Source organism: Roseivirga sp. AWQ4_251 (assembly GCF_056158225.1).
The window spans coordinates 1,444,984-1,464,895 of the sequence record NZ_JBSWSW010000001.1; the positions used below are offsets into that span (position 1 = coordinate 1,444,984).

At 39.0% G+C, this 19,912-nt stretch carries 19 protein-coding genes; 14 read left to right on the forward strand and 5 right to left on the reverse strand.

Going from position 1 to position 19,912, the window contains the following annotated elements; all coding sequences use genetic code 11:
* Positions 1-115 precede the first annotated feature (115 nt).
* The 3 genes from ACXACJ_RS06435 to ACXACJ_RS06445 all read left to right on the forward strand — a co-directional run bounded on the left by ACXACJ_RS06435 (position 116) and on the right by ACXACJ_RS06445 (position 3,338).
* Positions 116-1,048, forward strand: a complete 933-nt coding sequence (locus ACXACJ_RS06435; protein WP_475133516.1) for a carbon-nitrogen hydrolase family protein — start codon at positions 116-118, stop codon at positions 1,046-1,048.
* 126 nt (positions 1,049-1,174) lie between these two features.
* Complete coding sequence (locus ACXACJ_RS06440) at positions 1,175-2,248, forward strand: AI-2E family transporter (protein ID WP_475133517.1); 1,074 nt, start codon at positions 1,175-1,177, stop codon at positions 2,246-2,248.
* A 127-nt stretch (positions 2,249-2,375) separates the two neighbouring features.
* Positions 2,376-3,338, forward strand: a complete 963-nt coding sequence (locus tag ACXACJ_RS06445; protein ID WP_475133519.1) for an endonuclease/exonuclease/phosphatase family protein — start codon at positions 2,376-2,378, stop codon at positions 3,336-3,338.
* Here ACXACJ_RS06445 and ACXACJ_RS06450 read toward each other — a convergent pair.
* Both ACXACJ_RS06450 and ACXACJ_RS06455 read right to left on the reverse strand, forming a co-directional pair.
* Positions 3,328-3,660, reverse strand: a complete 333-nt coding sequence (locus ACXACJ_RS06450) for an MmcQ/YjbR family DNA-binding protein (RefSeq protein ID WP_475133520.1) — start codon at positions 3,658-3,660, stop codon at positions 3,328-3,330. The genes ACXACJ_RS06445 and ACXACJ_RS06450 overlap by 11 nt on opposite strands.
* A gap of 10 nt (positions 3,661-3,670) precedes the next feature.
* Positions 3,671-4,576 carry a DUF58 domain-containing protein gene (locus ACXACJ_RS06455; RefSeq protein ID WP_475133521.1) on the reverse strand — a complete coding sequence of 302 codons (906 nt, stop codon included), beginning with the start codon at positions 4,574-4,576 and terminating at the stop codon, positions 3,671-3,673.
* Positions 4,577-4,767: 191 nt separating this feature from the next.
* On the opposite strand from ACXACJ_RS06455, the gene ACXACJ_RS06460 reads away from it, so the two are divergent.
* From ACXACJ_RS06460 to cas6, 4 genes are all read left to right on the forward strand, one after another.
* Positions 4,768-5,112, forward strand: a complete 345-nt coding sequence (locus ACXACJ_RS06460) for a DUF3276 family protein (protein WP_475133523.1) — start codon at positions 4,768-4,770, stop codon at positions 5,110-5,112.
* Between the two features lie 68 nt (positions 5,113-5,180).
* Entirely contained in the window at positions 5,181-6,266 is a 1,086-nt protein-coding gene (locus tag ACXACJ_RS06465) for an AI-2E family transporter (protein WP_475133524.1), read from the forward strand.
* 10 nt (positions 6,267-6,276) lie between these two features.
* Positions 6,277-7,374: a redox-regulated ATPase YchF gene (ychF, locus tag ACXACJ_RS06470; protein WP_475133525.1), complete on the forward strand. Its 1,098-nt coding sequence runs from the start codon at positions 6,277-6,279 to the stop codon at positions 7,372-7,374.
* A 137-nt stretch (positions 7,375-7,511) separates the two neighbouring features.
* Positions 7,512-8,324, forward strand: coding sequence for a CRISPR-associated endoribonuclease Cas6 (gene cas6 / locus ACXACJ_RS06475; RefSeq protein WP_475133526.1), 813 nt, complete (start codon positions 7,512-7,514; stop codon positions 8,322-8,324).
* Here the strand turns inward: cas6 and ACXACJ_RS06480 are convergent.
* Positions 8,321-9,586, reverse strand: a complete 1,266-nt coding sequence (locus ACXACJ_RS06480) for a type IX secretion system plug protein (RefSeq protein ID WP_475133527.1) — start codon at positions 9,584-9,586, stop codon at positions 8,321-8,323. The genes cas6 and ACXACJ_RS06480 overlap by 4 nt on opposite strands.
* 193 nt (positions 9,587-9,779) lie before the next feature.
* On the opposite strand from ACXACJ_RS06480, the gene ACXACJ_RS06485 reads away from it, so the two are divergent.
* From ACXACJ_RS06485 to ACXACJ_RS06500, 4 genes are read left to right on the forward strand one after another with little or no spacing between them, the layout of a single operon-like run.
* The gene (locus tag ACXACJ_RS06485) at positions 9,780-10,337 is read left to right on the forward strand and encodes an RNA polymerase sigma factor (protein WP_475133528.1); all 558 of its coding nucleotides are present in this window, start codon (positions 9,780-9,782) and stop codon (positions 10,335-10,337) included.
* A complete protein-coding gene (locus tag ACXACJ_RS06490; RefSeq protein ID WP_475133529.1) occupies positions 10,334-11,725 on the forward strand; it encodes an outer membrane beta-barrel protein in 1,392 nt (463 codons plus the stop codon). The genes ACXACJ_RS06485 and ACXACJ_RS06490 overlap by 4 nt, the downstream gene beginning before the upstream one ends.
* Positions 11,718-12,134 (forward strand): hypothetical protein, encoded by a 417-nt coding sequence (locus ACXACJ_RS06495; RefSeq protein WP_475133530.1) that lies wholly within the window; start codon positions 11,718-11,720, stop codon positions 12,132-12,134. Before ACXACJ_RS06490 ends, ACXACJ_RS06495 begins: the two co-directional genes overlap by 8 nt.
* 19 nt (positions 12,135-12,153) lie before the next feature.
* Positions 12,154-12,543 (forward strand): hypothetical protein, encoded by a 390-nt coding sequence (locus tag ACXACJ_RS06500; protein WP_475133531.1) that lies wholly within the window; start codon positions 12,154-12,156, stop codon positions 12,541-12,543.
* A 3-nt stretch (positions 12,544-12,546) separates the two neighbouring features.
* Here the strand turns inward: ACXACJ_RS06500 and ACXACJ_RS06505 are convergent, their stop codons facing one another.
* The gene (locus ACXACJ_RS06505; RefSeq protein WP_475133532.1) at positions 12,547-14,463 is read right to left on the reverse strand and encodes an ABC-F family ATP-binding cassette domain-containing protein; all 1,917 of its coding nucleotides are present in this window, start codon (positions 14,461-14,463) and stop codon (positions 12,547-12,549) included.
* A 130-nt stretch (positions 14,464-14,593) separates the two neighbouring features.
* On the opposite strand from ACXACJ_RS06505, the gene ACXACJ_RS06510 reads away from it, so the two are divergent.
* The 3 genes from ACXACJ_RS06510 to ACXACJ_RS06520 all read left to right on the forward strand — a co-directional run bounded on the left by ACXACJ_RS06510 (position 14,594) and on the right by ACXACJ_RS06520 (position 18,911).
* Positions 14,594-15,721: a PQQ-dependent sugar dehydrogenase gene (locus ACXACJ_RS06510; RefSeq protein WP_475133533.1), complete on the forward strand. Its 1,128-nt coding sequence runs from the start codon at positions 14,594-14,596 to the stop codon at positions 15,719-15,721.
* A gap of 15 nt (positions 15,722-15,736) precedes the next feature.
* Positions 15,737-16,750: an ABC transporter ATP-binding protein gene (locus ACXACJ_RS06515; protein ID WP_475133534.1), complete on the forward strand. Its 1,014-nt coding sequence runs from the start codon at positions 15,737-15,739 to the stop codon at positions 16,748-16,750.
* 136 nt (positions 16,751-16,886) lie between these two features.
* Positions 16,887-18,911 (forward strand): OmpA family protein, encoded by a 2,025-nt coding sequence (locus ACXACJ_RS06520; RefSeq protein WP_475133535.1) that lies wholly within the window; start codon positions 16,887-16,889, stop codon positions 18,909-18,911.
* Between the two features lie 3 nt (positions 18,912-18,914).
* Here ACXACJ_RS06520 and ACXACJ_RS06525 read toward each other — a convergent pair whose 3' ends face one another.
* Entirely contained in the window at positions 18,915-19,823 is a 909-nt protein-coding gene (locus ACXACJ_RS06525) for a dimethylarginine dimethylaminohydrolase family protein (RefSeq protein ID WP_475133536.1), read from the reverse strand.
* Positions 19,824-19,912: the final 89 nt, after the last annotated feature.

Here is a 19,912-nt window from a genome sequence, read left to right on the forward strand (position 1 = left end):
TGATTCACTTTCGGAATTCTTCTTTCTAAGCCTTCATTCAACCATCGAAAGGAGCGAAGATTGCCCTAGCCATTCTTTAAAGACTTGTTGATTGATTAATTCATAACTTTCAGGCATGGCAACAAAATTCAAAGTTTCTGTGGTTCAAGCCGCACCTGTTTTATTCGATTTGGAAAACAGCGTAAAGAAAGTAGAGGAATGGACTGAGAAAGCTGCTAAGCAAGGAGCTAAACTCGTACTCTTTCCAGAGGCTTTTCTTTCGGCTTATCCTAGAGGCTTGACTTTTGGAACGGTTGTAGGCAGTAGGTCAGAAGAGGGGCGCGAAACATGGCTGCGTTTATGGCAGTCATCGGTAGAAGTACCTAGTTCAACCACGGATCGGCTAGGTGAAATTGCCAAGAGAAACGGTATTTACTTGGTCATTGGAGTGAATGAGAGAGATAAGGTCACTGGAACCATCTATTGTTCCATGCTCTATTTCAATCACGATGGAAAACTGCTTGGCAAGCATCAGAAACTAAAGCCTACAGCAGCTGAACGAATTGTTTGGGGAGAAGGCGATGGAGAAACCCTTTCGACTTTTGAAACTCAGATTGGCCGAATAGGTGGTTTGATTTGCTGGGAAAACTATATGCCATTAGCCAGAACTGCCATGTATCAAAAAGGAGTCCAGCTCTATTTGGCACCAACTGCCGATAATCGCGATATGTGGCAATATACTCTGAAGCATATTGCGCATGAGGGAGGTTGTTTTGTGCTCGGTTGTAATCAGTTTGTAACCAAATCCATGTATCCACAAGATTTAGCGGGCATCAAAGATTTAGAAGGTCAGCCAGAAGTGATGAGTCGAGGCGGTTCGGTGATTATTTCGCCCAAAGGAGAAGTGCTGGCGGGTCCACTTTGGGACGAAGAAGGCGTACTTACAGCAGAAATTGATTTAGATGACATTGTGCGAGCCAAACTTGATTTTGATGTAGTTGGCCATTATTCACGCAATGATGTCTTCAATCTTCAGGTGAACAATCAACCAGAAATAAAGAAGAGTTAGCCAGATTTGAGTGCTTAATGCCACTCGTGTTGGGGAAAAAAGTCCTCATTTTTGTTTCTGAAATTTGTCTTCTTCGCGTTAAAAAGCGGTTTAAGCAATTGGCAAGATTTTCACGATGTATCAATTGTGAAAATTTCAGCCAAACGAACCGCATACATTCTACTAGCCATTGTTTTAGGAGTGGTAATTCTCAAAGAAGGGGAAGTTATTCTTAAACCAGTGGCTTTCGCTCTACTCGCGACCACAGTCTTTTTAAAACCATCTCAAATTTTAGAAAGATGGGGTTTTTCCCGCTTTTGGTCAGTTTTTACGTCCATCGTAGCGGGTTCTCTCTTACTGCTTACCATAGGTTTCTTCATTTCATCGCAGGTTTATCGCGTTGTATCATCCGTTCAAGGCGATGTGCAATTGGATGATAGAGCTGCAGAGATTTATGAAGGAGTGAGGCCCTACTTACCTTTCGAAACAGGAGAGTTAGGAAGCGAACAATTCGAGGAGAATAAAGACAAGCTTCTCAATGACATAGGAATGCCTCTGATAGGCGACACGTTCTCCTTTATGGGGAAGCTTTTCAGTAGCGCCATTCTAACTCTAGTTTATACTTTCCTGATTTTGCTTTATAGGCATGGTATAGCAGAGATTATTGTGAATCTAGGAAAGCAAGCTTATACGGAAGAGCAGTCTGAAATTCTTAGAGATGTTCTGAAAACCGGTCAACATTATATCGCTGGGCTCAGCATGCTCATCCTGATTTTAGCTTCTATGTATACCATTACCTTCTGGGCTTTTGGCCTTGATTATCCATTGTTATTTGGTGGTTTGGCGGCTTTATTGGCCATCATACCATATATAGGAACCACGTTGGGGGCATCGCTTCCCGTAGTTTATGCCTATCTCACTTTAGATAATCACCTAATTCCACTTTTGATGATTGGATCCATTATCGTGATTCAGACCATTGAGGGGAATTTTCTAACACCTAAAATCGTGGGAGGAAGTATGAAACTCAATCCTCTAGCTTCCATTATGGCCTTGGCTGTTGGTGGATATATTTGGGGTTTGGCAGGCATGATTCTATTTCTTCCGCTTGCGGCCATGGCAAGAATTTTAGCCGAACATTTTATCAATCTAAAACCTCTCGCTTCGCTTTCCGGGGAGGAGATAACCCATATAGAACCAGAATCGAACGAAAATGAATGATACAGTCAGCATTTTAGCAAAAATTTCAAATTACCTATTTTATGGATCGACTCTGTTATTAGTTTGGTCGGTTTTCGCTCAACTTACAAGGTGGGTTCATTGGTTAGTTAGGGCTTTCGATTTTCCAATGAAACAGCTCTTAGTTCTAGAATTAATTACACTAGGGCTCTTTGTTTGGGCTCATTGGGGCGGATTTAAGCCAACACATTTTGTGTTTCTTTCAGTAGCAGTGATCTGTTCTATTTACCTAATGTTTAGGATTTGGCCGTATACAAAACTTCATTCTTACGATTTGGTATCAAATAAGGAGGGAAAGGAACATTCAATTTCCATCATGTCATCCAATGTTTATCAATATAATCGCGAATATGCTAAGCTGAAGAATTTGATCAACGAGGCTGACCCAGATATGGTATTGCTTTTAGAAACGGATAAGAAGTGGGCTAAAGCTATGGAAGTTGTGAAACAGAAATATCCTTATGCGGTCGAATACCCGTTGGAGAATACGTATGGAATGCTGCTTTATTCTAAAGTAGAGCTCGAAAATGTTGAGGTGCGATTTTTATTGAAAGACGATATCCCGTCAATCAAGGCAGATTTGTTACTCTATGAAAATAATAAGATTAGGTTTTATGGAGTTCACCCTGAGCCACCAGCGCCAGGTGAAAGTGAAACTTCGGAACCCAGAGATATTGAGTTACTGAAATTGGCCGATGAAATCAAAACGATTGATATGCCAGTGATTGTAACGGGCGACTTGAATGATGTGGCCTGGTCGCATACTACTAGGCTATTTAGGCGATACAGCGGCTTGCTCGATCCTAGAATTGGGCGTGGACCTTTCAATACGTTTCATGCTAAATATCCGCTTTTGAGATGGCCCTTAGACCACATTTTCGTTTCAGCTCATTTTAAGTTGAACGACTTAAAGGTGTGCGAGAATGTGGGTTCAGATCATTTTCCAATCTTTATTTCGATTGACTTAGAGCCTGTAGAAATTCAAGAAACTCCCCATGCGGATGAATCGGATAAGGAAGAAGTGGAAGAGACTCTAGAAAAGGAAGAAGAATACGAGACAGTTAATTCTTAGCTTTCTTTTTTCCTTTAAAAACTTCTTGATAGGCAGAATCAAGAGCATCGAGCATAAGCCCTTCTGGGATTTTCAAGAATTCGAAAGTAGTCCAACCTTGCTCTCCCCATTTATTGGGGACGGGATAAATGGCACCACTTTTAAAATCAGAATAAACTTGTTGCTGAGCTGAGCTCAATTTTAAGTTAGCAGTTTGATTTGAACTCAGAATTGTAGCGAAAATCCTTTTACCCTTAACTTTAAAGGCGGTTCTTTCAAAATGAGGATTAGCTTCCACTTCTGGAAAAGAAAGTGCCATTTCAATGAATTCTTCATTTGTCATTTCAAAGCGCTTAATTCATTTTTCCTCTTTTGATCAAATAAGCTTTCAGCACTTGATCAAAGCCTTCATTGATGTCTGCTTCAATCAAATCGATCTTCAGCTTCGCACACTTTAAGTAGAGTTCTTTATAATAAGCATCCATTTGCTTTCTGAAATCCTTCTTTATTGAAGCGGGGTTGAGTTTTATACGTTCTTTGGTTTCAGCATCGATAAATTCATACGGACGGTCTTCAAATTCAAATTCAAACTCCGTTTTATGGTCGGTAACATGAAAAAGCAGAACCTCATGTTTTTTATGCTTTAAATGTTGAAGTGCGGCTAAGATTTCAGCGTCATTATTTTCGTTGTCGAACATATCGCTAAACAAAATTACCAGCGATCTTCTGTGAACCTTTTCTGCCAATTGATGAAGTATTGAAGCAACATTCGTTCGTTTCTCTGATTTTTGTTTTTCCAATAATTCATTGTACTGAAGAAAAAGCTTATGAATGTGAGATGCGGAAGATTTTACCTGTGTTTCTATCTCCAATTTATCGCTGAAAGTATGAAGTCCCACGGCATCTCTTTGCTTGTGAAACAGGTAGGTTAGGGCAGCAGCGGCCAAAACGCTGAAGCGCATTTTTCCGAAATTTTCTTCCGGATAATACATGGATGACGACTGATCAATTACGATTTGACAGCGAAGATTAGTTTCTTCTTCGTATCGTTTTGTATAAAGTCTATCAGTTTTTGCAAAAATTTTCCAATCAACATGTCTTGTACTTTCTCCGGTATTGTACAATCTGTGCTCGGCAAATTCAACAGAAAATCCATGATAAGGAGACTTGTGTAAACCCGTAATAAATCCCTCAACCATCTGCTTAGCAAGGAGTTCTATATTGGAAAACTGTTTTACGTCATCTAGTGAAAATCCCATTTATCGGTTCCTTTTTTATCCCTAATTACCCGAAATAACGTTTTTTGAACTTAATCTAGTTACTGTTCTCTCTATATTAAGTTTGTCAAATTCTATATTCGTCTATTGCAATAGTAAGTATTATTGGTTTATATTGAAGCAGTTTTTACAGATTCATCTACCGAAGAGAGATACCAAACCAACGTTGCATTGTGGAAGAGAATAAGGATAGTGGCAAGAACGAGATTTTTTCTAAGCGAGTAAGGGCAGGTAAAAGAACGTATTTTTTTGACATCAAAGCTACGCGTTCTAACGATTACTACCTGACAATTACGGAAAGCAAGAGAAAATATAAAGATGACGGCTTTACCTACGAAAAGCACAAAATCTTTTTGTACAAGGAAGATTTCAATAAGTTTTTAAATGCTTTGAATTCTACCGTTGATCATGTGAAAGATGAGCTTATGCCAGATTTCGATTTTGATCAATTTGAAGATGAAGATGACATGGCCATTGAATCTTCTAACAGCAACAATTCTGATTTGTCCTGGGACTAAAGAAAATTTATTAAAGAGTTTATGAGGGAGTTCTTGAACATTCAAGAACTCTTTTTTATTTAGTACTTATGAGAAAAACTGCCATATACATTGCCTTAATTATTGCGGCTCTGATTCTATTTATATGGTATTTCACTAATATTTTTACTTATCTAGTTCTTTCATTGGTTTTAGCTTCTATTTTGAGGCCTTTGGTAGAGAAAATCAACGGAACACAAATTTTCAAAACCCATGTTCCCCGTTGGATGGCCATTTTGGTGGCATATTCTGCTGTTGTTGGTGTGCTTACGTTGTTTGTTATCCTCTTTATTCCATTGATTGACGACCAGATTTCTCTTCTTTCGGGTTTAAGTATAGACAGTATTACAAGTAGCGTTTTAGAGCCTATCCAAGATTTCGAGAGCTTTTTGATTGAAAAGGGGCTCACGGAGGAATCTCCAGGTTTTATGGTAACCGGTTTGAGAGAAACCATTACAGAAGCCATTAGTAAAGTACAGGTTCAAAGCATTTTATCCATGATTCTATCGTTTTTGAGCAGCTTTTTTGTTGGGTTATTGGCTTTGAGTTTTATCACTTTCTTGTTTCTTTATGAAAAGGGTTTATTGAGAAATAGCTTAATCGCGGCTATTCCTAATAAATATTTTGAAGTGAGTATTGCCATTCTGGATAAAATAGAACGTTTACTTTCCAATTACCTTCTCGGGCTTTCATTTCAAGTCTTCGCTATTTTCAGTATGGCGGCTATTGGACTTTCTTTAATGGGGATAAAATATTCGCTTACCATTGCCCTTTTTGCAGCTTTGGCTAATCTAATTCCTTATGCTGGTCCAATTTTAGGTTCTGTATTTGGTATTATCGTTGGGCTTTCCACGAGCAATGGTCTGGAGACCTCTAACGATTACGTTTTCCTAATAATAAAAGTAGTTTCTGTTTTTTCAGTGGTTCAACTCACTGATAATATACTTCTGCAACCTCTCATTTTCTCCAAATCCGTTAAAGTGCATCCGTTAGAAATTTTTGTTATTATCTTTGCGGGCGCTTCAATAGCGGGTATCCCCGGAATGATAGCTGCCATACCTGCCTATACAATTATTAGGGTTTCGGTGGTAGAGTTGAGAAGGGGCTATAATCAGTATAGAATATTCAGATCATAGTAAAGATAAAATGGGACTTCAGTGTGGGATTGTAGGATTGCCAAACGTAGGTAAATCAACACTTTTTAATGCATTATCAAGCGCAAAGGCAGAAGCTGCTAATTTTCCTTTTTGTACAATAGAACCTAATGTGGGTGTAGTAACTGTACCCGATCCAAGGCTTAAAGTTTTAGAAAGTTTAGTGAACCCACAGCGTGTTTTGCCAACGGTTATTGAGTTTGTAGATATTGCTGGGTTGGTAAAGGGAGCCTCTAAAGGAGAAGGGCTTGGTAATAAATTCCTAGCCAATATTCGTGAGGTAGACGCCATTTTGCACGTAGTTCGTTGCTTCGATGATGATAACGTAGTTCACGTGGCAGGTACTGTAGATCCTGTTTTTGATAAAGAAGTAATTGACACTGAATTACAAATCAAGGATGTTGAGTTTATCGACAAGAAAATTTTAAGACTTTCTAAGATTGCAAAATCTGGTGATGCCAGCGCCAAAAAGGATTTGGTGGTTTTAGAGAGGTTTAAAGAAGCTTTAGAGGCTGGTAAAAATGCAAGATCAGTTGAAGCTACCAAAGAAGAGTTAGCTTCTGTAAAAGATCTAAGTTTGCTAACCATTAAGCCTGTAATTTACGTAGCTAATGTAGAGGAAGCTTGTGTAAATACGGGAAACAAGCATGTTGAAGCTTTAAAGGACGCAGTAAAGGAAGAAAATGCTGAAGTAATTATTGTTTCTGCGGCAATTGAATCTCAAATTGCAGAATTAGATGATGAAGAGGAGAAAACCATGTTTTTAGAGGAATATGGCCTTTCAGAATCGGGATTAAGTAGACTTATTCGTGCTTCTTATGCAATTTTAAATTTAATTACGTACTTTACAGCTGGCGAGAAAGAAGTTAGAGCTTGGACCATCAAAAACGGCTGGACAGCACCTCAGGCGGCCGGAGTCATCCACACAGACTTTGAGAAGGGCTTTATCAAGGCAGAGGTTATCAAAATTGATGACTATGAAAAGTATAAGACTGAAGTAGCCGTTAAAGAAGCGGGCAAAATGTCTATTGAAGGGAAGGAATATATAGTGAAGGATGGAGACGTTATGCATTTTAGATTTAACGTATAATCAGTTGTTGAGACCCAACTTCATTTTTTACACCGTGTTTTGAACAAACTTTTAACGTAAGTGGTTACTGCTATACTTTAAAGTGTAAATCTGAACAACGGTTCAAGAAAATTTTTGATTTTAAAAGTAGAGTTGTCGTGAGAGTTAGGATTATTTTTAAGCTTAAGAACAGGGGGGCAGTACTCCCTTTTCACCACCAGTACATCTTGGCCCAGTTTATTAAAGGGGTTATCGTAAATGGTAGAAACGAGAAGTTTGTTAACTATCCATATTATAGTTTTTCAGGCTTAAAGGGGCAAACTAAAGTAAGTAGAACAGGATTACATTATTTCTCAAATCTTGTGACTTTGGTTTTGTCATCACCAAGCAAAGAGTTTATTGATTACGTGTTATCGGAGATTTTCCGTTTCGAAAACTTCGAACTGGGCAATTTGCAATTGATTCCAGAAAGCACTGAAATTGAGAAAACGCCAGATTTTACTTCTGAAATGAAGTTTATCTGTATTTCTCCAATTGTGCCAGTAAGGTCTTCTTTCAATGGGCCAGAAGGCAAGCGTTTTATCGAACCAGAAAACGATGAGTTCTCTGATTATCTTTTCGATTCAACTATTCAAAGAATGGAAGAATCTGAAATGTATGACTTCGATAAAATTGAAGGCTTTAACAAATTTCAGGTAGTGCCTGATTCTGTTTATTTGAATAAGCTGAGAGAAAACGAGAAGAAGTTCGCCAGGATTTATTCTCTTTTCGATATGGACGTGAAATATGAAGTTCGCGGTTATACTTTGCCCTTCAAACTATACGCGGCTAAAGAGGTTCAAGAATTCATTTTCAATTGTGGTATAGGAAATTATACTTACAAAGGCTTTGGAATGGTAGATTTAGCTAATGTAAATCCGATTGAGCGTTCCACAGCTTATGAATTTAAACGTGAAAAGGTTACTCCTTAACGTCTTCTGTTAAAGTCGATTCGGGAATAACCAACCAATAAATCGCCTCGGCTACCTACGGGGCGGAAATACACAAAGATTTCGTATAAATTTTCGGTCTGGAAGAAGCTCCTTTCCAACATGTTGGGAGCTTCAGGATCGGCCGACCAATATTGGTAATCGTACCAGCCTTGTTTTAAGAGGTAATGATTTTGGTACATGCGGGCTTCGGAATTCCACTTCATTAAAGATTTCTCGTTCTTTTCCCATCCATTGAAAGCTCCTTGAATGTAAATGTCGAAGGGTTGTTTTTCTATGCTTAGATTAAATTGAGTATCGACATATTCTGATGAAATCGCATAAGAGCCGCCACCTTCTAAATCTCTGATGTAGTATCGGCCATTCAGGTCCAAGTTTTGGAAATAGCCATCATTTCTTTTTTGATCTACTCCTAAAACAGCATAAGGTTTGTTGTCTCTAAAGCCAGCATCAACCACATTTCTTCCATTAAAATTAACGGTGCTTAGGTCGAAAAACCTAAACTCATTGCCTCCAGCAAAATCATTTTCGCTACCTAAATTCTGAAAGCGGATGGTTTTATTGTTTTCATCAAGGAAAGTAGGTTTCAGCCATAATTGCTCATCAGGTCTTTGGTTTTGTCTTACTAAAACCTTGAAATCGTTATTGGGATTAAGGCTGGTTACATTTCCATAACTCATTGAGACTTCAATTCTCTGGTGTGTCATGCGGTCTCCTGCAGCGGTTGAACGTTCAATGTTTCCGCCTACTCCAACTTCGTTTTGATAAATCATAAAACGATGAGAGAGTACGAGATCATTTTTATTTCTGTCGCGATAAACAACAGCCAAATAATTGCCGGTAGTGATGAATTGAGGGAATGGAAAACGGTAATGCACATAGTTGATTTTTGACTCATCGCTAAATTGAAAATCAACAATTTCAAATTCGTTAAAGCCTTTAACGTACATGTTAGGCTTAAGGCCTGAAGGAGTCCAATCTGCATTGCAATGGATAAATCTTACAAAATAATAATCGGCATCATCTCTTAGGTCATCAAACTCCAAAACCAGCGGGCTTCCTTCATCTATTTTCTTTACTGAAGGTGAAATACTGTTCTGCACCGAAGTTCCATTAGGGAAAATTTGAACTGTTTTTATAGTCTCTTTATAAGCAACGTTGTCATATTCTAAATTCCTTTTTTGATAAGAGAATGAAGGCAGAGAAAAAGAGAATAAGAAAATGAAAAGAAGTAGTGTTCTCAATGGAGTTCGGTTTTTTTGAAATTTAAGTTCCTGAGCCAATCCAGCCAAGTTTTCAAAGGCAATTGTTCCAAAATTATGCCTAAAGCAATACTGGTTTAAATACGATCAAATAAATTATATATTCTATTACAACGATACCTTTGTGGTTGGTGTCTATTTAACGGGAAAGGGGAGAAATGCCCTCATTCAATTCATGAATTTGGACGAAAAACTGATAGAATCTTGTGTGAATAATGATCCTAAGGCTCAGCGCGAGCTTTACGATCGCTATGCATCAAAGCTAATGCCTATGGCTATGCGTTATGCACGTTCGCAAGAAGACGCAGAGGATATTCTCCAAGATGCATTCATCAAGATTTTTGCAAGTCTTTCTTCCTTTAGAAAAGAAGCTCAGTTTCTTACTTGGTTAAAGCGTATTGTTATCAATACGGCTATCAATCACAACAGAAAGAAACTTTACCAGCAGCCTATGCTGGATATTGAAAAAGCACCATTGCATGTAGAAAGTGATTTCACGATCAGCAATATGCATTTTACCGAAATACTGGCCATGATGCAGAAGTTACCTGTAGGTTCCAGAACAGTTTTTAACCTATTCGCTATAGAGGGTTATAGCCATAAGGAAATAGGAGAAATGCTGGAAATAAGCGAAGGGACGTCTAAATCTCAGTATGCCAGGGCAAGGGCCTTGATGAAGGTCATGATTGAAGAAGCAAATAAAGTTGTTCAAGTTAATATGTCGAACTCATGAGCGATTTTGAGAAGGAATTGAAGGAAATGTTCGAGCAGGCTGTATTTAGCCCGTCCGAACGTGTGTGGGGAGGAGTTGAAAGTGCTTTGAAAGGAAAGAAGAAAAAGGGAATTTTCTTCTATTGGCAAACTTATGGCGTGGCCGCAGGTCTTGCGCTGTTGGTTTCGCTCGGCTATTTGTTTTTGAAGCCAGAAAACTCAATTGATAATTCAGAAAGCAAAGAATTAACCCAAAACGAAACAAAGGAAAATAGTAAATCGGCCAATTCATCAGAAAATTCTGAAATTGAAGAAAGCCAAACAACAGAGGAATCGACTTCATCTAATCAGGAGTTAGAAAAAACCGCTTCTAATATAGATGTGAATAATCAGCAAATGGCTGCTTTAAACAATGTCACAACCACAGAATTTGGAAAAACGAGCAATTCTAAAGGTTTGGCTGAAAGCGCATCACAATCAATGTTTTTTGAGAATAATAGCAATGAAGCTTTGATTGCCCAAAACAATGCGGACGATCTACAGCGCATTTTTGAACTCAGAAATCCAGATGAAAGCATTAACATTATTCGTGCGCGGTGGGAAATGAAGCATATGGTTGCGGCTTTGGAAAGTACTGAAATCATTAAGGAATCAGTTGTTAACCCATCTTCTTCCGGAGGAATTGTTTTAGCCGGAGGAATTGGCGGTGGATCTTTTAATCCCAACCCAAACAGCGGTTCAAGCGGTGCTGAATTTGCCGATGTCAGACAAATGAATTTTAGTCCAAGCTCATTTGCATCTGTAGACATTGCGCGTAATTCTGAAGATAAACCGCTTGGTTCTATTTCAGCTGGTTTGGGTTTGGCCTATGACCTTGATAAAAAATGGAGACTTAATGCGGGTTTAAGATATTCAGAATACAAGTTTGCCAACGAGGCTAATTTCTATTCTATTGAAGATGGTGTTTCGTTGCCGGTTTATCTTCCTGCGGGTTATTCTGGAGATTTGGTTTATACCAGTTTCTATAACCTTACGAACACCATTCGAAGTATTTCACTTCCGCTTCAGGCTTCTTATGAATTGTTCCATGTTGGGGCTTTCAATGTTAGGCTAAACGGAGGATTAGTAGCTGATTATTACCTCTCTTACCAAGTTAAAGGCGATTTGAATTTCCTTGAAGTTAGGAAAGCTGACTTTTCTGAAATGGATTTATTCAATCGCTTTAATTTGGGAACTACAGGTGGTTTGAGTTTGGGCTATAAGTTCAATTCGCAATGGGGAGTGGCTTTGGATGCCAACTATAGAAAATATTTTAGAGCCAATAATGGTGATGGCGTAGTCAAATCGAAAGCTTCCATTTTGGGCTTTGGGGTTGGCGTTAATTACTTCATAAAAAAGGAAGATGAATAAGAAAGCTCAATACTTTATAAAGTGTGTTGCTGTGATTCTGCTTCTTGCACTGAATGGCTGCGATGAGACGGATCCTGATAACTTTTTAGATCCCGATATTACTTTGGATGAAGCCCAAGAACAATTGAGTAAAATTCAAGCTGACATTAATAAAATAGCTGCGGATAAAAGTTGTGCTAATGCCGGAAGCTGCAAAATATATGCTTATGGCAGAAAAGCTTGTGGTGGGCCTTCTACTTATATAATCTATGGAAGTGGTGTGAACGAAAGCTTGCTGATTAGCAGGTGCAACGATTTCACGAACTATCAAGCAGAAATAAACCAGCGTTTTCCTATTTTCAGTACTTGTGATTTGCTTCATATTCCTGAAATTACTTGTGAAAATGGCATGTGTGTTGCTAAACCTTAGGAACATTATCAAGAACCATATGAGAGTAAATAGTATAAAATTCGTGATGCTGGCGCTGTTGATTTCTCTTTTCAGTGCTTGTGAAGAGGAGCATCCTACTTTTGAAGAAGCTGTTGTTTCTCTAAGGCTCAATGAAACTCGAAATCTAATGGACGGTTCGACCATTGAATTGTCAGAAGTTGAAGATTCTAGATGCCCTGAAGAAACAGACTGTATATGGGAGGGAAGAGCCTCCGTAACACTTCGCTGGTCTACGGATGAAGTATTGACCTTCACTTTGAATGATGTGGAATATGTGTCCAAAGAGATAAATGGCTACACATTTACCCTAGAAGAGCTTACTCCGTTCCCAAATACAGAAAACTCAGATCAGCCTAAAGTGGCAAAAATTAGAATCGAAGGATACTAAGTTTTAGTTTCCTTCGATTTCATCAATTTGTTCTGCTAAAGCTTCCCATTCTTCTTGGGCTTTGTCTAGCTGAGTTCCTATTTTATCGTAATTAGCTTGCTTTTCTTGCAATAAATTGAAGTCTCCGAACACCTTCGGGTCAGCCATTTCAGCTTCAATTTGCTTTTTCTGAGCCTCCAGTTTTTCAATGTCTTCTTCAGCCTTTTCCAATTTGGATTGAAGCCTTTTTAATTCCTTGTCATTGGGGTTGCGAGGTGGTTTCTGCTTTTGAGCTTGCTTCTCCTTTTTAGGCTTTTCTTCTGCTTCTACAGGTTTTTTCTCTGTTTCTCTTTTTTCTTGCCAGTAGACATATTCAGCATAAGTGCCAGGATATTCTTTGATTTCCTGATCTTCGATATACCAAATTTTATTCGCGATTTGAGAAATAAAGTGTCTGTCGTGAGATACGATCAAGAAAGTGCCTTCATACTGTTGCAAGGCTTGAATTAGAATATTTACCGACAGAAAATCCAAGTGGTTTGTCGGTTCATCCATCATCAAGAAATTGGCTTCGGAAATTAGAGTTTTCGCTAAAGCCACTCTGGATTTTTCACCTCCAGAAAGCACTTTGATTTTCTTAAAGACATCTTCATCAGAGAAAAGAAAGCATCCCAAAACGCTTCTGAGCTCCATTTCTGACTTTTCACTTCCGGCTTGTTGAAGTTCTTGCAGAATTTCATTTTCAACATTTAAAGCTTCAAGCTGGTGCTGCGCGTAGAATGTAGTGATGACATTATAGCCTTCATTTCGTCCTCCCTGGATTTTCTCGGTTCCCGCAATAATTCGGAGCAAGGTCGATTTACCTTTCCCATTCGCACCAATCAGAGCGATTTTGTCACCTCTTTCGATTTGAGCTGTGGTTTTTTTCAAAATTTGAAGATCGCCATAGGCTTTCGAAATATCATTGAGTTCTATAATAGAACGACCAGATTTCTGCTTGAAGCCGAACTTGAAGTTCATCACCATGTTGTCGTCCACAATGTCTTCAATCATGTCCATTCTTTCCAGCGCTTTAACCCTTGATTGCACTTGGCGCGCTTTTGTGGCTTTAGAGCGGAATCGTTCAATGAATCGCTCGGTTTGCTTGATTTGCTGCTGCTGGTTTTCGAAAGCGTTTTTCTGAATTTCTTCCCTTTGCTGCTTTTCTTCCAAATAGAAAGAATAGTTGCCGCTATATTGTGTCAATTTTGCGTTGGAAACTTCTACGATGGAAGTCACTACATTATTCAAAAATGAGCGGTCGTGAGAAACTACGATTACAGCTCCCTCATAACCTTTCAGGTAATTTTCAATCCACTGAATAGAAGGTAAATCCAAGTGGTTGGTAGGCTCATCGAGCATTAGGAGGGAAGGCTTTTCAAGCAGAAGCTTGGCCAGCATCACACGCATTCTCCAACCTCCAGAAAACTGCTTCAATGGTCTTTGTAAGTCTTCTGTTCTAAAACCAATACCTTCAAGAATGGCTTCCGCATCGGATTGCATACTATAGCCACCTAAAGTTTCGAATTGCTCTTGTGCTTTTGCAAGTTGGTCTACCAATTCATCGCGATAATTGGTTTCCATTTCCTTCAAAATCTTGTCAATCGTTTTTTGAAGCTCGTTGGCTCTTCCAAACGCCTGCATGGCCACGGCCAAAATGCTTTCTTCCGATTGATATGAAAGCAAATCCTGATTCAAGAAACCGATAGAGCAATCCTTACTCTTGCTGATATCTCCTGATGAAGGCTGAAATTCGCCTACAATCAGCCTCAGCAAAGTCGATTTACCTTTGCCATTCAAACCAATCAAGCCGATTTTGTCTTTAGGCTTAATATGCAATGAGGCATTTTCGTAAAGGGCACGTCCTCCAATGAGGTAAGAAAGATTATTGATCGCGATCATGGCGCAAAATTAGCTTTTGTAAGGCCAATTCAAATCTTTGATACCGTAATTTGCCAAAAGCCCATTTGTCAAATCTTTTTTAAGTCTTATCGGTTTAAGTGATATCTTTCGAACTTAAACGGATTGGAATATGAAACGCATAACTAAAATATTGGCCGCTGGTGCTCTATTGCTGTTTTCTGCTCAGGTAGAAGGTCAGGCACAGAGTAAAGTCGACCTTTCAAAAATTAAACTTCCAGCAGGTTTCAAAATCTCTCTTTTTGCAGAAGTTCCTAACGCTCGTTCATTGAGCAGAACACCTGATGGAAAAACCATTTTTGTTGGCAATCAACGCAGAAGAAGCGTGTATGCTCTTACCGACACGGATGGAGATATGAAGCCAGACAAGACTTATGAGTTGGCTTCTGGCTGGAATATGCCAAACGGAGTAGCTTATCATGATGGCGATTTGTATGTAGCCGAAGTGAATAAAATTCATAGATTTCCAGATATTATGAATCATTTGGACAATCCTCAATCGGAAGTGATTTATGAAGATTACCCAACCGATACGCACCATGGTTGGAAATTCATTGCCTTTGGCCCTGATGGAAAACTTTACATTCCAGTTGGTGCTCCTTGTAATGTGTGTGAAAAGGAAAATGAAGTTTATGCTTCAATCACACGAATGGATCCTGATGGTTCTAATATGGAGATTTACGCCAAAGGAGTAAGAAATAGTGTAGGTTTCGATTGGAACCCAAAAACTGGCAAAATGTGGTTTACCGATAATGGTAGAGATATGTTGGGCGATGATATTCCTGCTTGTGAGCTTAATTTTGCTCCTGAAAAAGGAATGAATTTCGGTTTTCCATATTGGCATCAAGGCGATATTCCTGATCCTGATTTTGGTGACAAATTCCCAAGAACGGATTTTACTGAACCTGCTTATAAATTTGAGCCGCATTCAGCTCCTTTAGGCTTGAGATTCTACGAAGGAGATATGTTTCCTGTTAAATACAAGAACAATATCATTGTAGCCCAACACGGTTCTTGGAACAGAAGCCCAGAAGCTGGCCATATTGGTTATCAATTGAGATTTGTTCAAGTGGAAAACGATAAAGTAGTGAGCAGTGAGATATTTGCTTCTGGCTGGTTAGATAAAGACGAGAATAAAGGTTGGGGCAAGCCAGTAGATATTCTAGAAATGCCTGACGGTTCTATTCTCGTTTCTGATGATATTGCCGGAGCGATTTACAGAATAACATACGAGAAGTAATTAAAAATACCGGTATTGAAGATTCTTGAAGTAAAGAATATCACAAAGTATTATCCAGGTAATGAAAAGCCAGCCATTTCAGGTCTGGCTTTTTCAATGGATCAAGGTCAGGTGGTTTCCTTTGTTGGCCCAAGTGGATCGGGGAAGTCTACCCTGATGAAGCTGGTTAATGGACTTATGGCGCCCGATGAAGGCACCATTTTATTCCAGAATCAACCTTTAACTGACCCTGAGGATAAGTTGATTGCAGGAGAGGAAGGCATAAAAATGGTATTTCAAGATTTGCACTTGATGCCAAATCATACGGTAGAAGAAAACATCAAATATCCTCTACTTCTATTTAACAAGGAATTTCAAGAAGCTCGGGTAAATGAGCTACTAGACCTTTGTAGACTTACAGAATTTCGAAAAAGGAGGCCAAGAGAGCTTTCGGGTGGGCAGCAGCAAAGACTTGCTTTAGCAAAAACTTTAGCAGAAGAACCAGAACTGCTTTTGATGGATGAACCATTCAGCAGTATGGATCCTGTGGTTAAGCTAAATCTGATCAGAGAAGTTTCTGAAATTGTTCGTCAAGAAGGCTTGAGTATGATTTTAGTTACTCATGATACCAAAGATGCACTCATGCTTTCGGATAAAATTGGCTTCATAAGACAGGGAGAACTGATTCAATTCGGAACACCTAGTGAACTTTATGAACAGCCAAAGGATATTGGAATTGCAGGCTTTTTTGGTTTGATCAACACTTTCGATTCAATCGCATTTCAGTCTCTTTTTGGTGAAAGTTTGCCTTTTCAATTGAAAGATGATAATAAAGCGATCATTAGAGCAGAAGCCTTTGCAGAAGGAGAAACAGATTTTTCTTTTCAAGGTTATATTGAAACCAGCTACTTTATGGGAGCAGAGAAGCTGCTGAATGTGAAGGGCGAAGGTTATACAGTTCAAGCATTGGTGAATACTAAAAAACAACCAGGTGATTTGATAAGCTTAACTTGTACGCCAAATGATATTCTGAGCGTTAGTATATCCTAACTTTATAATTTAACTTTTTCTCTATACCTTCGTTCAAAGTGGTTAACTCGGCCATTATCTCATCCATTCAGCATTTCATTTCTTTACTCTTATATTTTTCTGGTATTTTAGTTATGCCTTGTTTAAAACTGTCATTATGAAGAAAGCTATATTTCTTTCCATCATATACTTAACGCTTAATCATGTGGCTTTTGGCCAAAACATGAATAAGGTTTATGCTGCTTTGGAAGATCAAGATTGGGAGATTGCATTGACCATGCTTAAACCTATGATCGACAAGAATGCGGATAATTATGAGGCTAAATTTTTGGCCGCAATTTGCCATACAGAACGATATAGGCTTGATAAAGCCATTGAGCTTTTTAAAGAGGCAACTCCATTTGCTCAAGATACGCCCTATTTCTGGGTGAAATTTGCCAAAGCATACCTGTTGAATCAACAAGTTGAAGATGCCGAACGAACCATCAGAAGGGTTAGAATTCAGGATTTGGAAGAATTTCTGAGATCGGATTATTTACTTGTGAGCAGTAATATACAGAGTGCCAAAAAGTATCTTCCTGAACCAAAAGAGATAATTATAAAGAACCTTGGGCCGCATATTAACACCGAAGGAAATGAATATAGTCAGGTAGTAACAGCCAACCAACGGGGTATTTATTTTACGGCCAGAAGGGAAGGGGCTGCCCAAATTGCTGACGATGGTGAAGCTTTTGAACAAGTGCTCACCGCTGATATGAATGATATTGATGAATGGGATAAGGACAATCCGCTTGAAGGCTTTGCGAGTGCCACAGCCAATGAAGCGCCCATTCAGTTATTCAACAATGATAATTCCTTGATCACCTTCTACAACGAAGATTTATTCATTTCTAAAAGAAACAAGGACGGAACTTGGGGCAAAAGAGAAGCGCTTCCTGTTAATTCAAAGCGTTGGGATTCTCACGCTTTTATCTATAACAATGGAAATTCGATGATTTTTGCTTCCGATGTGAATCACGAAGTTGAGAATCTTGATTTGTACATCATGCATAAAGACGCGAATGGAAAATGGGGAAAAGCAGCTCCGATTCGTGAATTGAATACTTCATTAAACGATGATGCGCCATTTGTGGCCGATGATGGTACTTTTTACTTCTCTTCCCGCGGTCACGACTTAATGGGCGGTTATGATATTTTCTCTACCAGGTACGATAGTCTTTCCGGCTTTTTCACGCCTCCTGTAAATATGGGCGCTCCAATCAATTTGCCTAATGACGATACTTTCTTCACCCTATATGGAAAGGTGGCTTATCTCTCTTCAAGTAGGCCAGAAGGTTATGGTCAAGTAGATATTTACAGAGTGATTATGTTTGATGCATCTCAAATCCAGGGGAAATTGTTGGAGTGCGATGGTGTAACACCAGTGCCAAACGCAACAATTTCAGTGGTGGGTCAGGAAGAAGAGTCAATGACCGCTGTAACGAATGAATATGGAGTTTATCGCATGGTTATGCCTATCGAAAAGCCGTTTACGCTGAAGGTAGAAAAACACGGAGAGGTGATTTACGAAAAGCAACATACCATTCGCGTGTTGTTCAGGGATGAGTTTGATGTAGAGCAGGATTTCTTTGTGGGCTGTGATGAAAACGATGAAACCATTTATTTGAAAATGATTAACAGTTTCGATCTCGATCCTTTCAAACTTCCTGTTGAAGATCCTTCTGTTGAAGGTATTACGCCAATTTATGAAGAAGAAATTACTGAAGAACCTGTGGTGGAAGTTGTTGCGGAAGAGCCGAGTTCTAAAGCCGCTGTAGCCTTTGCTGCTTTGGCGCCTGAAGAGAAATTGAAGCTACCGACTGTATTCTTTGATTTCGATAAGTTCAACATTAAACCCAAGTTTTTTGACAGGCTAAATGAGGCTGCAGAACTTCTTAAAGAGCATAGAGATTTGAGAATATTGGTGGCGGGTCATACCGATGCTTATGGAACGAACCCCTATAATGTCGATTTGGGTAAATTGAGATACGAAGAAGTGTTTAGGTATTTGGTGAGTAAAGGCGTAAACCCAGATCAGATGGATACGAAAACATTCAGTGAGGACTTGCCAGTGTCTTCAAACAGAACTGTTGCTGGTAGAGCGATTAACAGAAGGGTAGAACTTTCCTTTGTGGAAAAATAGATTTTAAATCCTTTTTAAAGGAAGCGTAGCACAACGTAAGAGGCCGCTGAGTTTTGAGTTTTCGAAGAAATCCACTTCGAAAGTTCGGAATCCGCGGCTTTTTAATGCTAGTTTCAATTCCGTGAAGCTTTGATCTATCAAAACAGTGTCAGGCGCCACGCTTAACACATTTGGGAACATTCTGTTCTTTTGGCTTTTTGTTACTCTGATAAAGTTTTCAGGCCCAAAAATATCGTAAATGATGTTGGGCCAAGTTGTAAAACCATTCTCATAAATAATGGCCTGATTGTCTCCAATAGGTTGAAAGGCACAATCTAAGTGAAGCACATTGTCTTCAGGGTCGTCACCAAAATTGAGCTGAACAGGATAAACAAGTTTATTAGGGAAAGTTTCTTTGATGAATTTATAGCCAGCATAGTTGGTTCGGTCGCTTTGCCCAACAAAAATGTATTCGTTCCAAAGTACTACATCGCCACCTTCAATCATGGCTTCTTCGGGTACTTGAATCACCTTTTCTGGGTCGAATGAGTTAATGATGTGTTGAATGCCGGGCAATTCTCTTTTCCTGACTCCCTCTTTCATATTGGCTATAATGAAGTAATCTTCAATCACAAAACCGATGTCTCTGCAGAAGATCTGCTCTACTCCGGGAAGGTTTTTGGGTCGTAACACTTCTATGCCGAGTTGCGATAATAGCTTTTCAAATTCAGCAATTTCCTTCTGAAGATTTTCATCCGTTGGATAAGTGCCCTGTTGAATATGCCAACGACTCATGGGGTTAATGTCGAGAGGTTCTCCAGTGTCTGTGGCGATACCAAGAATAACGGTTTTAAGGGTCGAGGTTTCATCATTAATATTCAAGCTACGAATGTCAATTTCTTGAGTTGTCTCTTCCCTTAAAACGTTTTTCATGTTAAAACCAGTTAAAATTTATACCAGTTTAAAAATTAAAAACGTATTCAACAATAATTGAGGGTTAATTATTGATCAATATTTTTTAA

Coding starts and splice junctions, on each gene's coding strand:
- ACXACJ_RS06465 (WP_475133524.1), top strand. CDS start 5,181: ATGAGAAAAACTGCCATATACATTGCCTTAATTATTGCGGCTCTGATT.
- ACXACJ_RS06525 (WP_475133536.1), bottom strand. CDS start 19,823: ATGAAAAACGTTTTAAGGGAAGAGACAACTCAAGAAATTGACATTCGT.
- ACXACJ_RS06435 (WP_475133516.1), top strand. CDS start 116: ATGGCAACAAAATTCAAAGTTTCTGTGGTTCAAGCCGCACCTGTTTTA.
- ACXACJ_RS06445 (WP_475133519.1), top strand. CDS start 2,376: ATGAAACAGCTCTTAGTTCTAGAATTAATTACACTAGGGCTCTTTGTT.
- ACXACJ_RS06520 (WP_475133535.1), top strand. CDS start 16,887: ATGAAGAAAGCTATATTTCTTTCCATCATATACTTAACGCTTAATCAT.
- ACXACJ_RS06485 (WP_475133528.1), top strand. CDS start 9,780: ATGAATTTGGACGAAAAACTGATAGAATCTTGTGTGAATAATGATCCT.
- ACXACJ_RS06455 (WP_475133521.1), bottom strand. CDS start 4,576: ATGGGATTTTCACTAGATGACGTAAAACAGTTTTCCAATATAGAACTC.
- ychF (WP_475133525.1), top strand. CDS start 6,277: ATGGGACTTCAGTGTGGGATTGTAGGATTGCCAAACGTAGGTAAATCA.
- ACXACJ_RS06505 (WP_475133532.1), bottom strand. CDS start 14,463: ATGATCGCGATCAATAATCTTTCTTACCTCATTGGAGGACGTGCCCTT.
- ACXACJ_RS06510 (WP_475133533.1), top strand. CDS start 14,594: ATGAAACGCATAACTAAAATATTGGCCGCTGGTGCTCTATTGCTGTTT.
- ACXACJ_RS06490 (WP_475133529.1), top strand. CDS start 10,334: ATGAGCGATTTTGAGAAGGAATTGAAGGAAATGTTCGAGCAGGCTGTA.
- ACXACJ_RS06495 (WP_475133530.1), top strand. CDS start 11,718: ATGAATAAGAAAGCTCAATACTTTATAAAGTGTGTTGCTGTGATTCTG.
- ACXACJ_RS06500 (WP_475133531.1), top strand. CDS start 12,154: ATGAGAGTAAATAGTATAAAATTCGTGATGCTGGCGCTGTTGATTTCT.
- ACXACJ_RS06450 (WP_475133520.1), bottom strand. CDS start 3,660: ATGACAAATGAAGAATTCATTGAAATGGCACTTTCTTTTCCAGAAGTG.